We start from the raw sequence: 13782 nt of genomic DNA, 5'->3' as shown, positions 1-13782 counted from the left end.
GCGAGTCGGTCCCACCCCTTCCCATCCCGAACAGGACCGTGAAACGACTCTACGCCGATGATAGTGCGGATTCCCGTGTGAAAGTAGGTAATCGTCAGGCTCCCTCAAGCCAGAAACCCCCGCCCAAACAGGCGGGGGTTTTTGCATTTGCGGCGGCGGAAAGGCATGCCGCGCGGCGAAGCCCGCCATGGAGCACAGACCCGGACGTTCCGTGTTACCGGTTCCGATAGCACGCTCAGTTAAATCCTCCCTCCACGCAGGTTGCCCGGCTTTCCCCTGGGCGATCGACGCGGTTCCAATCCGTCTTTTATCGATCGCGCTTGCCGGGGCACCCGTCACGCTCTCCTCGGAACTGAACCGCACCTGCGGTGCATTCACGATCGATCGCACGCGCAAGCGTCGGCGGCCGCCGACTCCCGGCAAACGGCCGTTCCCCGCTCAGATCACGCCGCGTTGACGTCGCGCCGAAACGCGCCCGGGCTCGTGCCCGTCCATTTCCGGAATGCGCGATGAAACGCGCTCGGCTCGGTAAATCCAAGTTCGGCCGCGATTTCCGCGACGCTGAGAGTTTGCTCGCGTAGCAGCGACTGAGCGAGCGCGCCGCGCAGTTCATCCTTGATCGACGCGAAGCTCTGTCCCTCGGCGCGCAGGCGTCGCCGCAGCGTCGCGGGCGTCGTACCGAGACGCGTGGCGAGCGTGTCGAAGTCCGGCCATTCGGCGGCCGGCGATGCCTTCAGGTGCGCGCGTGCTTTCGCCACCCAGCCCGTGTCGTGCCGGTAGCGCACCAGCAGATTGCCGGGCGCGCCGCGCAGGAAGGTCTTCAGCCCTTGCGGCGAACGGATCGTCGGCAGCGCGAGGTACGCGGCGTTGAACGCGAGCCGGCTGTCGGGCCGGTCGAAATGGACCGGCACACCGAAGAACTGGTGGTAGTCGCCGCGCTGGTCCGGGCTCGGGCACGCGAAATCGATGCGCTGCAGCGGAATGCGCCGGCCGATCAACCAGCACGCGACGCCGAGCAGCATCAGCCAGAACGTTCGGTAGGCAAAGGCCGAATATGGCGCGCCGGCCTGCGTCAGAATGATCTGCGCCTGGCCGTCGGCAACCACGAGCTCCCCGTGCGGCTCGTCCAGCACCACTCGAAGGAACTGCAGTGCACGGCGCAGCGCCTTTTCCAGCGTACCCGCGTGCAGCACCGCATGGCACAGCAGCGTGAAGCTGCCGCGCCGCATCGGCCGGGCGGCGAGCCCGAAGAATTCGTCGTCGATCGCGCCGGCGATCGCGAGCCACAGCCGGCCGTACTGTTGCGGCGTGACCGGCTCGCGCACGGTGGCCGGCAGGCCTGCCGCGCGCAGCACCGGCGCCGTCGGCATGCGTTGTCGGCGCAGGCTCTCGAGCGCATCCTCGACAAAGCCCGGCGAGATCATCTGTGGCCCCATTTATTCATGCCTCCAGACATGGCAAAAGCGATCACGATTCTAGATTCTGTTTGTCATTGATTGCAATGTGACGGCTGTCTACCATCATCGATATACCCCGGCCCGCCGGCGGTCATAACGAACAGGAGACATGCATGCGTGATGGAGCAACCGCCCGGGTGGCGCCGGCCTACGCCGACGCCGTGGCCGGTTTCCGTATCGAGAAGGCCGCGGCCTGTCTGCTCGGCGATCTGGAGCAGGGCCTGAACGCCTGCGTCGAGTGCTGTGACCGGCATGCGGCAGCGAACATCAATGCTGTCGCGCTCGACTGGATCGACGCGGGCGGCCAGCACCGCAGCTTCACGTTCGCGCAGATGCGCGCGCTGTCGGCGCGTGTCGCGCACCTGCTGGTCGAGCAGGGCGTGAAGCCGGGCGACGTGGTCGCCGGCTTGTTGCCGCGTACGCCGGAGCTGGTCGCGACGATCCTCGGCACGTGGCGCGCGGGCGCCGTCTACCAGCCGCTTTTCACCGCATTTGGGCCGAAGGCCATCGAGCATCGGCTGCGCATGAGCGATGCGCGCCTGGTCGTCACCAACATCGCGAATCGCGCGAAACTCGACGAGATCGCGGATTGCCCGCGGATCGCGACGGTGCGCGAATCCGGCGACGTGCTGCCGGCCGGCGACATCGACTTCCGCGCAACGCTCGATACGCAGCCCGACGTGTTCGAACCGGTGTCGCGCAAGGGCACCGATCTGTTCATGATGATGTCGACGTCGGGCACGACGGGCTTGCCGAAGGGCGTGCCGGTGCCCCTGCGTGCGCTGGTCGCGTTCGGCGCGTACATGCGCGACGCCGTAGACCTGCGCGACAGCGACCGCTTCTGGAACATCGCGGATCCCGGCTGGGCGTATGGTCTCTATTACGCAATCACTGGCCCGCTGCTGCTCGGCCATGCAACGACGCTGTACGAGGGCGGCTTCACGGTCGACAGCACCTACGACGTGATCGAGCGGCTTGGCATTACGAGCCTCGCGGGTTCGCCCACTGCGTACCGGATGCTGATGGCGGCCGGCACGGAACCGGCCGCGCGGCTGAAGGGACAGCTGCGCGTCGTCAGCAGCGCGGGCGAGCCGCTGAACCCCGAAGTCGTGCGCTGGTTCCACGCAGCGCTCGGCGCGCCGATCTACGACCACTACGGCCAGACCGAACTGGGGATGGTGGTGAACAATCATCACGGGCTCACGCACGTGGTCCATCCCGGCTCGGCGGGTTTGGCCATGCCCGGCTATCGTGTCGCTGTGCTCGACGAAGCTGGCCGCGAACTTGGCCCCGGCCAGCCGGGCACGTTGGCGATCGACATCGCACACTCGCCGCTGCTGTGGTTCGACGGCTACTGGCAGCAGGACACGCCCGCGATCGCAGGCGGCTATTACCGGACCGGTGACAACGTCGAACTGGAACCGGACGGCACGGTGAGCTTCATCGGTCGCGCGGACGACGTGATTACGTCATCCGGTTACCGGATCGGCCCGTTCGACGTGGAAAGTGCGCTGATCGAGCACCCGGCCGTCAGCGAGGCTGCCGTGATCGGCGTACCCGACGCGGAGCGCACGGAGATCGTGAAGGCGTTCGTCGTGCTGTCGAAAGGCTTCGACGCCACGCCGGCGCTTGCCGATGAACTCAGTCAGCACGTGAAGCGACGGCTGTCGGCCCATGCATATCCGCGTGCGATCGAGTTCGTCGACGCACTGCCCAAAACCCCGAGCGGCAAGATACAGCGCTTCGTGTTGCGCAAGATGGAAGCCGAAAAGGCCGCTCAATTCTGACTCCAGGACACTGAATACGGACTGCGAATGAATATCAAGGATCGAGTTTTTCTGATTACGGGCGCCGGTTCGGGCCTTGGCGCCGCAGTGGCGCGCATGGTGGTCGCCGAAGGCGGCAACGCGGTGCTGGTGGACGTCAACGAAGACGCCGGTGCGGGTCTCGCGAACGAACTCGGCGCGGCCGCGCGATTCGTGAAGACCGACGTGACGAGTGAAGCGGACGGACAGGCTGCGGTCGCCGCCGCACGCGACGCGTTCGGCCGCATCGACGCGCTGGTGAACTGTGCGGGCGTCGCTCCGGGCGAGAAGGTCGTCGGCCGTGAAGGACCGCATTCGATCGAGCGCTTCGCGCGCGCGGTGTCGATCAACCTGATCGGTACGTTCAACATGATCCGGCTCGCCGCCGACGCAATGTCGAAGCAGGACCCCAATGCGGACGGCGAGCGCGGCGTGATCGTGAACACGGCATCGGTCGCGGCGTTCGACGGGCAGATCGGGCAAGCGGCGTATGCGGCATCGAAGAGCGGCGTGGTCGGGATGACGCTGCCGATCGCACGCGAACTCGCACGCTTCGGCATTCGCGTGGTGACGATCGCGCCGGGCATCTTCGCGACGCCGATGATGGCAGGCATGCCGCAAGACGTGCAGGATGCGCTCGGCAAGAGCGTGCCGTTTCCGCCGCGGCTCGGCCGCCCGGACGAATTCGCGGCGCTGGTGCGCCACATCGCCGAGAATACGATGCTGAACGGCGAGGTCATCCGTCTCGATGGCGCGCTGCGCATGGCACCGCGCTGACACTGGAGGAAATGAATCATGACGACACAGGATCCGATCGTAATCGTCGGCGCGGCGCGCACGCCGATGGGCGGCTTTCAGGGCGATCTGGCGGCGGCCAGCGCCAGCGAGCTGGGCGCGGTGGCGATTCGCGCGGCGCTCGAACGTGCCCGCGTGCCGGCCGAGCGCATCGATGAAATCTTGTTCGGCTGCGTGCTGCCGGCCGGCCAGGGCCAGGCACCGGCGCGGCAGGCGGCATTGAAGGCCGGGTTGCCGCTCGGCGCGGGCGCGACCACGGTCAACAAGATGTGCGGCTCCGGGATGAAGGCCGCGATGTTCGCGCACGACCTGTTGCTGGCCGGGTCGGCCAGCGTAGCAGTGGCGGGCGGGATGGAAAGCATGACGAACGCACCGTACCTGTTGCCGAAGGCGCGTGCGGGGATGCGGATGGGTCACGGCCAGGTGCTCGATCACATGTTCCTCGACGGGCTCGAGGATGCATACGACAAGGGCCGGCTAATGGGGACGTTCGCCGAGGACTGCGCGCAGTCCTATCAGTTCACGCGCGACGAGCAGGATGCGTTTGCGATTACGTCGCTCACGCGCGCGCAACGTGCGATCGCGGAAGGGCGCTTCGTCGCGGAAATCGCGCCGGTAACCGTGAAGGCCGGCAAGACGGAAAGCATCGTGTCGATCGACGAGCAGCCCGGTAAGGCAAAGCTCGACAAAATCCCGACGCTCAAGCCGGCGTTCCGCGAGGGCGGCACGGTGACGGCCGCGAACGCGTCGTCGATTTCAGACGGTGCGGCCGCGCTCGTGATGATGCGCCGCTCTGAAGCGGAGCGATTGGGCCTTGCGCCGAAGGCCGTGATCGTCGCGCATTCGACGTACGCGAACAAACCGGGCCTGTTCGCCACGGCGCCGATCGGTGCGATCCGCCGGCTGTCGGAGAAAACCGGCTGGAACCTGCGCGACGTCGATTTGTTCGAGATCAACGAAGCGTTCGCGGTGGTTGCGATGGCCGCGATGCGCGATCTCGACCTGCCGCACGACAAGGTGAACGTGCACGGCGGCGCATGTGCGCTCGGCCATCCGATCGGTGCGTCGGGTGCGCGTGTGATGGTGACGCTGCTCGCAGCACTCGAAGCGTACGGGATGACACGCGGCGTCGCGTCGCTGTGTATCGGCGGCGGCGAGGCGACGGCAATCGCGATCGAGCGCGTCGCGTAACGCGCGCCCACCGGCGGCGTCGCGCGGCCGCGCGGGGGCAGCCGACGTGTCACGTGCGGGACGGCACGCTGGCGGTCCACCGCCGCGGGCGGCGAGCATCGTGCAGGACATTCCTGCATCGTGCCCGCCGCCCGCTTTGCATTTGCGACCAATCCTACGCGCGCGCGCCGGGCGATACCGCACCGCACGCGCGGATCACGAGCTGCACGACCTGCTCGGTCTTCTCGGCGAACGCCTTCTGCGTGAACGCACGCTTGCCGCTCAGCGCGCGGATCTGCGCGTCGAAATCCGCATAGTGCTGCGTGGTCGCCCAGATCAGGTACATCAACGCGTGCGCGTCGATCGGTGCGAGCAACCCGCGTGCGATCCAGCCTTCGATCACCTTCACGCGCGTATCGAACCACGGCTTCACGCGTTCGGACAGGATGTCGTGCATGTGCGCGGCACCGTGGATGATCTCGTTGGCCCATACCTTCGAGCCGAGCGGGCGCCGGCGCGACAGATCCATCTTCGCCCGCACGTAGCTGCCGATCGCATCGACCGGATCGTCGCCGGCTTCGAACGAGCCGGCCGCGCGGTGCCAGTCTTCGAACAGGTCCTCGAGCACGCGACGGTACAGCGCAAGCTTCGTCGGGAAGTAGTAATGCACGTTCGCCTTTGGCACACCCGCACGTTCGGCGATCATTGCCGTGCTCGCACCGTCGAGCCCGCGTTCCGCGAACACCGCTTCCGCGCATGCGAGCAGATGCGCTTCGTTTGACGCGCGGATGTGCGCCTTGCGTCGCCGCAAAGGCGCGCCGGTTTCGTCGTGGCCGGCTGCTTCGGCGGCTGCTTCGTCATGTCTCATCGTTATCCTCGCGCGGCGTGCATGCCGCGTTGCGCTTCATTCTAGCCGCTGGTTCGCAGCAAGCGCACGTGCGCTCCTGCGTCGGCGCCTGCGCGATGCTGCAATGCGGTGGCACGCTTCTCGCTCCATCAGCGCGCGCAAGAAAGACATTGCGCTACGCATTTTGATCGTCTAAAACCTGTCCAATCGGACAGGATTCGACGTGCGGAGGAACGCGGCGCCGGCGACTCCGCCGATCGATCGGACGAATCACGCTAACGATGCTTCGCTGCACCTCGCAGGTGCGGATTTGCCCGACGGCGGCAACGCGCGCACCGGCATCGACCGGGATGACGACATGACGGACCCCACAGGAGCGATACGAATGGACGCGGTATCGGAAACATCAAAGCGGGCAGCATTCGACACGTCGATCAAGGTCAACGGCCGGCGGTTGTGGGACAGCCTGATGGAGATGGCGAAGATCGGTGCGACACCGAAAGGCGGCGTGTGCCGTCTTGCGCTGACCGATCTCGACAAGGCCGGCCGCGATCTGATCGTCAGTTGGGCGAAGGCCGCGGGCTGCACGGTGACCGTCGATACGATGGGTAACGTGTTCATGCGCCGCGCTGGGCGCGTGGCCGACGCTGCGCCGGTCGTTACCGGCTCGCACGCCGATTCGCAGCCGACCGGCGGCCGCTTCGACGGCATCTATGGCGTGCTCGGCGGCCTCGAAGTGATTCGGACTCTGAACGATCACGGCATCGAGACCGAGCACCCGGTCGAGGTCGTGATCTGGACGAACGAGGAAGGCTCGCGCTTCGCGCCGGCAATGGTGGCTTCGGGTGTGTTCGCGGGCGTGTTTTCGCTCGAGTACGGACTGTCGCGCAAGGATGTCGACGGCAAGACGATCGGTGAGGAGCTCGCGCGGATCGGTTATGCGGGCGACGCGCCCTGCGGTGGCCGCAAGCTGCATGCGGCGTTCGAGCTGCATATCGAGCAAGGGCCGATACTCGAGGCGGAGTGCAGGACGATCGGTGTCGTGACCGATGCGCAGGGACAGCGCTGGTACGAGATCACGTTCACGGGCCAGGAAGCGCACGCGGGACCGACGCCGATGCCGCGTCGTCGCGACGCGCTGCTCGGCGCGGCGCGCGTCGTCGATCTCGTGAACCGGATCGGCCTCGATCATGCGCCGTTCGGCTGCGCGACGGTCGGGATGATGCAGGTTCATCCTAATTCGCGCAACGTGATTCCGGGCCGCGTGTTCTTTACCGTCGATTTTCGTCATCCGGACGACGCCGTGCTCGCGGAGATGGACGCGGCGCTGCGCGACGGCGTCGCGCGCATCGCAGGCGAGATCGGGCTCGAAACCGCGCTCGAGCAGATTTTCTATTACAAGCCCGTTGCGTTCGATCCCGCCTGCGTCGCGGCCGTGCGCGATGCGGCCGATCGCTTCGGGTACTCGCATCGCGACATCGTGTCGGGTGCGGGACACGACGCATGCTATCTGGCGCAGGTCGCGCCAACGTCGATGGTATTCGTGCCGTGCGTCGACGGCATCAGCCACAACGAGATCGAGGACGCAACGCCTGCGTGGATCGAGGCCGGCGCGAACGTGCTGCTGCACGCGATGCTGTCGCGCGCATGCGAACCCGCCTCATGACGGATCGGACATAGCGCGGCAGGCAGGCTGCGCACCGCTTGACCCCAGTACTCCGAAGCAGGACCGCCCCGACTGTGCATCGTCAGCCGGCGGGGACGGCTTTGTCTCCACCAGTCGAAGGAACGCGTATGACTACCCAGTCGTCACCCGGCGATATCGCCGCGCATCGCCTGTCGTCCACGCAACTGTCGTGCGAATTTTCCGATATCGCGCCGCTGCTCGATCCGACTGCCGCCGCGGCTGCGGCGAGCCGTTGTCACTACTGCTATGACGCGCCGTGCGTGCAAGCCTGCCCGACTCGCATCGACATCCCGAGCTTCATCCGCAAGATCGGCAACGGCAACCTGAAAGGGGCGGCGACCGACATCCTGTCTGCGAATCCGCTCGGCGGGATGTGCGCACGCGTGTGTCCGACCGAAATCCTGTGCGAAGGCGCATGCGTGCGCAATCATCAGGACGCGGAGCCGGTCGCGATCGGTGCGCTGCAGCGGCACGCGACCGACTGGGCGATGGCGAGCGGCGCGGTTCGCTTCCTGCGTGCGCCCGACACAGGGCGGCATGTCGCCGTGGTGGGCGCCGGGCCGGCCGGCCTCGCATGCGCGCACCGGCTCGCGCTGGCCGGACATCGCGTCACGCTGTTCGATGCGCGCGCGAAGGCGGGCGGCCTCAACGAATACGGAATCGCCGCATACAAGACGGTCGACGATTTCGCGCAGCGCGAAGTCGAATGGCTGCTGTCGGTCGGCGGCATCGCGGTGGAAACGGGCGTCGCGCTCGGGCGCGACGTCACGCTCGACGCGTTGCGGGAGCGGCACGACGCGGTGTTTCTCGCGATCGGTCTGACGGGCGTGCGCTCCCTCGCGATCGACGGCGAACAGCTGGCCGGCGTGATGAACGCGGTCGACTTCATCGAGCAGGTGCGTCAGGCGGATGCGCTCGAGAACGTGCCGGTCGGGCGGCGCGTGGTCGTGATTGGCGGCGGCAATACGGCGATCGACGCGTCCGTGCAGAGCCGCAAGCTCGGTGCGGAGCGCGTGACGATGGTGTATCGGCGCGGCGTCGACGCGATGAGCGCGACCTGGGCCGAACGTGAGTTTGCGCAAACCAGCGGTGTCACGCTCGTGACGCACGCGAAGCCGGTGCGCATCGCGGGCGCGGACGGGCACGTGACCGGCGTCGAATTCGAGGCCGCGACGGGCGAACGGTTTACGCTCGACGCGGACATGGTGCTGAAGGCGATCGGCCAGACGCTGGCGCCGGATGGTGTCGACGGCGCGCTGCTGACCGACGACGGATCGCGCATCGCGGTCGATGCGCACGGTCGCACTGCGTTGCCGGATGTATGGGCCGGCGGCGATTGCGCGGCGACGGACGGCATGGACCTGACGGTACAGGCCGTGCAGGACGGCAAGCGCGCGGCGGCCGCGATCGACGCGGCGCTTGCGCAGCGCGACGCCAAGGCTGCATGAATGCGAGATCCGCGACGGCGCCGCGCGCGTCGCACACGTCGTGCGCGCCACGCGTATGCCGCGACTCGCAAGGGTCAAGATAAACGCCCCCATTCTCACGGAGCCGAACATGGCCGACCTTCGCTGCACCATCGCAGGCATTACCTCGCCGAATCCTTTCTGGCTGGCCTCCGCGCCGCCGACCGACAAGGCGTACAACGTCAATCGTGCATTCGAGGCCGGCTGGGGCGGCGTCGTGTGGAAGACGCTCGGGCTCGATCCGCACGTCGTCAACGTCAGTTCGCGCTACGGCGCGGTGCAGTGGAATGGCCAGCGGATCGCCGGGTTGAACAACATCGAGCTGATCACCGATCGTCCGCTCGACGTGAACCTGAAGGAGATCGCGCAGGTGAAGCGCGACTGGCCGGACCGCGCGCTGATCGTATCGCTGATGGTGCCGTGTAACGAGCGCGACTGGAAATGGATCCTGCCGCTCGTCGGGGATACGGGCGCCGATGCGGTCGAGCTGAACTTCGGCTGTCCTCATGGAATGAGCGAGCGCGGGATGGGTGCGGCGGTCGGGCAGGTGCCGGAATACGTGGAGATGGTCACGCGCTGGGTCAAGGAGGGCACGAAGCTGCCGTGCCTCGTGAAACTTACGCCGAACATCAGCGACATCCGGATGGGATCGCGGGCTGCATACAACGGCGGCGCGGACGGCGTGTCGTTGATCAACACGATCAACTCGATTGTCGCGGTGGACCTCGACCAGATGGCGCCGATGCCGACCGTCGACGGCAAGGGGACGCATGGCGGCTATTGCGGCCCCGCGGTGAAGCCGATCGCGCTGAACATGGTCGCGGAGATCGCGCGCGATCCGGAAACGCCGAACCTGCCGATTTCGGGAATCGGCGGGATTTCATCGTGGCGCGACGCGGCCGAATTCATGGTGCTCGGCGCCGGCAGCGTGCAGGTGTGCACCGCCGCGATGCATTACGGCTTCCGGATCGTGTCGGATCTCGCCGACGGGCTGTCGAACTGGATGGACGACAAGGGCTACGCGACGCTCGACGACATCCGCGGCCGGGCGGTACCGAACGTCACCGACTGGAAATACCTGAACCTCAAGTACGACATCAAGGCGCGCATCGACCAGGACCGCTGCATCCAGTGCGGGCTGTGCCATATCGCGTGCGAGGACACGTCGCATCAGGCGATCACCGCGATGAAGGACGGCGCGCGCCATTTCGAAGTGATCGATTCGGAATGCGTCGGGTGCAATCTTTGCATGCATGTGTGTCCGGTCGAGCAATGCATCACGATGGAGCGGGTCGATGCGGGCGACTACGCGAACTGGACCACGCATCCGAACAACCCGGCGCGTGCCGATGCAGGCGCCGGCGCCGCGGAACCCGCGAAGCACGCGAAGGCGGCCTGATCGGCGGCCGGCGGCGCGGTATCGCCCGCGCCGCTGCTCGTGTCCTGTTCTGCCGGCATCGCGCGATGCCGGCGCCGACGTTTACAAGGAGCAGCGTTCGATGAAACCAGCAGCGATTTCCGCCGATCCCGACGCCGCCGCGGTGCCCGCCGGCAGCCTGTACAACGCAGACCTCGCGCCGACGACAGCCGCGCAGCGCACCTGGCGCTGGTATCACTTCGCCGCGCTGTGGGTCGGCATGGTGATGAACATCGCGTCGTACATGCTCGCGGCCGGGTTGATCCAGGAAGGCATGTCGCCGTGGCAGGCGGTGCTGACCGTGCTGCTCGGCAATCTGATCGTGCTCGTGCCGATGCTGCTGATCGGCCATGCGGGCGCGAAGCACGGGATTCCGTATGCGGTGCTGGTGCGCGCGTCGTTCGGCACGCAGGGCGCGAAGCTGCCCGCGCTGTTGCGCGCGATCGTCGCATGCGGCTGGTACGGCATCCAGACCTGGCTCGGCGGCAGCGCGATCTACACGCTGCTGAACATCCTGACGGGCAACGCGCTGCACGGCCCGGCACTGCCCGTCGTCGGCATTTCGCTCGGGCAACTCGCGTGCTTCCTCGTGTTCTGGGCGCTGCAGCTGTACTTCATTCTGCACGGCACCGATTCGATCCGCTGGCTCGAAAGCTGGTCCGCGCCGATCAAGGTCGTGATGTGCATTGCACTCGTATGGTGGGCGACGTCGCAGGCAGGCGGCGTCGGCTCGATGCTGTCGGCGCCGTCGCAATTCGTCGCGGGCGGCAAGAAGGCCGGGCTTTTCTGGGCGACGTTCTGGCCGGGCCTGACCGCGATGGTCGGGTTCTGGGCGACGCTCGCGCTGAACATCCCCGACTTCACGCGCTTCGCGCATTCGCAGCGCGACCAGATGATTGGGCAGTCGATCGGGCTGCCGATACCGATGGCACTGTTGTCGGTGGTCTCGGTGGTCGTGACGTCGGCAACGGTGGTGATTTACGGCAACGCAATCTGGGATCCGATCGACCTCACGAGCCGGATGACCGGGATCGGTGTCGGCATCGCGCTCGTGATCCTCACGCTCGACACGATGTGCTGCAACCTCGCGGCGAATCTCGTCGGCCCCGCGTACGATTTCTCGAGCCTGTGGCCGAAGGCGATCTCGTACCGCGCAGGCGGCATGATCACCGCGACGATCGCGATCGTGATGATGCCGTGGAAGATCCTCGCGACGACGGACGGCTACATCTTCACGTGGCTCGTCGGCTACTCGGCGCTGCTCGGGCCGGTCGCGGGCATACTCATGGTCGACTACTTTCTGATTCGCGGCACGCGGCTCGATACGCGCGCGCTGTTCGACGAGCGCGGCGGCTTCAGCTATGCGCACGGCTGGAACCCCGCCGCGCTGGCCGCGCTCGCGATCGGCGTGCTGCCGAACCTGCCCGGCTTTCTGCACACCGCATTCCCGGCATCGTTTCCGAATGTGCCGGCGTTCTTCAACATGCTTTATACGTACGCGTGGTTCGTCGGTCTCGTGCTTGCGTCTTGCGTATACGGAACCTGGATGAAGTGGCGCGCCGCGCAGCGCCCGCAGATCGCGAGTGCGTGAGGCAGCCGGTGCAAGGGATGCGAGCGATGCGGCACACGACAGTCAACGAGGAGGCAACCAAATGGCAATCCTGATTCGCGGCGGCACCGTGGTCGATGCCGACCGCACCTATCGTGCGGACGTGCTGTGTGCGGACCCGCAGGACGGCGGCACGATCCTGCAGATCGCGGAGACGATCGACGCGGCGGCCGGCGTGACGGTGGTCGACGCACACGACCAGTACGTGATGCCGGGCGGCATCGATCCGCATACGCACATGGAGCTGCCGTTCATGGGTACGACGGCGAGCGACGACTTCTATTCGGGCACGGCTGCCGGGCTGTCGGGCGGCACGACGAGCATCATCGACTTCGTGATCCCGAGCCCGAAGCAGCCGCTGATGGACGCGTTCCATCAATGGCGCGGCTGGGCGGAGAAGGCTGCGGCCGACTATGGCTTTCACGTGGCCGTCACGTGGTGGGCCGAATCCGTGCATCGCGACATGGGCACGCTGGTGCGCGAGCACGGCGTGTCGAGCTTCAAGCACTTCATGGCGTACAAGAACGCGATCATGGCCGACGACGAAGTGCTCGTGAACAGCTTCTCGCGCTCGCTCGAACTCGGTGCGCTGCCGACCGTGCACGCGGAGAATGGCGAACTCGTGTTCCAGCTGCAGAAAGCGCTGCTCGCGCGGGGGATGACGGGGCCGGAGGCGCATCCGCTGTCGCGTCCGCCGGAGGTCGAGGGTGAGGCTGCGAACCGCGCGATCCGGATCGCGCAGGTGCTCGGCGTGCCCGTGTATATCGTGCACGTGTCGGCGAAGGATGCCGTCGATGCGATTACGCGCGCGCGCAGCGAAGGGCTGCGCGTGTTCGGCGAGGTGCTGCCCGGCCATCTGGTGATCGACGAAGCGGTGTATCGCGACCCGGACTGGACGCGCGCGGCCGCGCACGTGATGAGCCCGCCGTTTCGCTCGGCCGAGCATCGCGAGGCGCTGTGGCGCGGGCTGCAGGCCGGACAGCTGCATACGACGGCGACCGATCACTGCGTGTTCTGTGCATCGCAGAAGGCGATGGGCCGCGAGGACTTCACGAAGATCCCGAACGGCTGCGGCGGCGTGGAAGACCGCATGTCGGTGCTGTGGCATCACGGCGTCAATCACGGCCGCATTACGCCGAACGAGTTCGTGCGGATCACGTCGACGAACGCCGCGCAGATCTTCAACCTGTATCCGCGCAAGGGCGCGGTGCAGGTTGGCGCCGACGCCGATCTGGTCGTGTGGGACCCGGCCGCGACCAAGACGATCTCGGTGAAGACTCATCACCAGCAGGTCGACTTCAACGTGTTCGAAGGGATGACGGTGCAGGGCGTCGCGACGCATACGCTCGCCCGCGGCGCGCTTGCATGGACCGATGGCGAACTGCGGGCAGTGCGTGGCGCGGGCCGGTACCTGAAGCGGCCGCCCGCAGCCGGGTACTACGAGGCCGCGCGTATCGCCAACCGGCTGCGCGAGCCGCATCCGGTCGAGCGCAGCGGCTGAACGCATCGGCCCCGCGGGCGCGCTGCGG

Annotated in this window: 10 protein-coding genes and 1 rRNA gene; 9 read left to right on the top strand and 2 right to left on the bottom strand. The window is 66.8% G+C overall.

Annotated features, from left to right (window positions below; all coding sequences use genetic code 11):
- Positions 1-100 (top strand): 5S ribosomal RNA (rrf, locus tag KDW55_RS28200); the annotation flags it as partial.
- Between the two features lie 343 nt (positions 101-443).
- On the opposite strand, the gene KDW55_RS28195 is transcribed toward rrf, so the two are convergent.
- Complete coding sequence (locus KDW55_RS28195; protein WP_038571066.1) at positions 444-1436, bottom strand: AraC family transcriptional regulator; 993 nt, start codon at positions 1434-1436, stop codon at positions 444-446.
- Positions 1437-1570: 134 nt separating this feature from the next.
- On the opposite strand from KDW55_RS28195, the gene KDW55_RS28190 reads away from it, so the two are divergent.
- From KDW55_RS28190 to KDW55_RS28180, 3 genes are read left to right on the top strand one after another with little or no spacing between them, the layout of a single operon-like run.
- Positions 1571-3244, top strand: coding sequence for an acyl-CoA synthetase (locus tag KDW55_RS28190; RefSeq protein ID WP_069242259.1), 1674 nt, complete (start codon positions 1571-1573; stop codon positions 3242-3244).
- 27 nt (positions 3245-3271) lie between these two features.
- Positions 3272-4039: a 3-hydroxyacyl-CoA dehydrogenase gene (locus tag KDW55_RS28185; RefSeq protein ID WP_069242258.1), complete on the top strand. Its 768-nt coding sequence runs from the start codon at positions 3272-3274 to the stop codon at positions 4037-4039.
- Positions 4040-4057: 18 nt separating this feature from the next.
- The gene (locus KDW55_RS28180) at positions 4058-5248 is read left to right on the top strand and encodes an acetyl-CoA C-acyltransferase (RefSeq protein WP_212198132.1); all 1191 of its coding nucleotides are present in this window, start codon (positions 4058-4060) and stop codon (positions 5246-5248) included.
- Between the two features lie 154 nt (positions 5249-5402).
- Here KDW55_RS28180 and KDW55_RS28175 read toward each other — a convergent pair whose 3' ends face one another.
- Positions 5403-6095, bottom strand: coding sequence for a TetR/AcrR family transcriptional regulator (locus KDW55_RS28175; protein ID WP_038571053.1), 693 nt, complete (start codon positions 6093-6095; stop codon positions 5403-5405).
- A gap of 364 nt (positions 6096-6459) precedes the next feature.
- On the opposite strand from KDW55_RS28175, the gene KDW55_RS28170 reads away from it, so the two are divergent.
- The 5 genes from KDW55_RS28170 (at position 6460) to hydA (ending at position 13754) form a co-directional block, all read left to right on the top strand.
- On the top strand, positions 6460-7740 hold the full coding sequence (locus KDW55_RS28170) for a Zn-dependent hydrolase (RefSeq protein WP_069242459.1): 1281 nt from the start codon (positions 6460-6462) through the stop codon (positions 7738-7740).
- A 128-nt stretch (positions 7741-7868) separates the two neighbouring features.
- A complete protein-coding gene (locus KDW55_RS28165) occupies positions 7869-9209 on the top strand; it encodes an NAD(P)-dependent oxidoreductase (RefSeq protein WP_212161722.1) in 1341 nt (446 codons plus the stop codon).
- 109 nt (positions 9210-9318) lie between these two features.
- Positions 9319-10626 (top strand): NAD-dependent dihydropyrimidine dehydrogenase subunit PreA, encoded by a 1308-nt coding sequence (preA, locus tag KDW55_RS28160; RefSeq protein WP_212161721.1) that lies wholly within the window; start codon positions 9319-9321, stop codon positions 10624-10626.
- A gap of 100 nt (positions 10627-10726) precedes the next feature.
- Entirely contained in the window at positions 10727-12235 is a 1509-nt protein-coding gene (locus KDW55_RS28155; protein ID WP_209825848.1) for an NCS1 family nucleobase:cation symporter-1, read from the top strand.
- 61 nt (positions 12236-12296) lie between these two features.
- Positions 12297-13754, top strand: coding sequence for a dihydropyrimidinase (gene hydA, locus KDW55_RS28150; RefSeq protein WP_212161720.1), 1458 nt, complete (start codon positions 12297-12299; stop codon positions 13752-13754).
- Positions 13755-13782: the final 28 nt, after the last annotated feature.

Origin of the sequence: Burkholderia sp. AU19243 (assembly GCF_018148075.1) — a bacterium.
GTDB lineage: Bacteria > Pseudomonadota > Gammaproteobacteria > Burkholderiales > Burkholderiaceae > Burkholderia > Burkholderia latens_A.
Note: the sequence above shows the minus strand (reverse complement) of the source record. Positions and strands in the feature narration are given on the sequence as shown.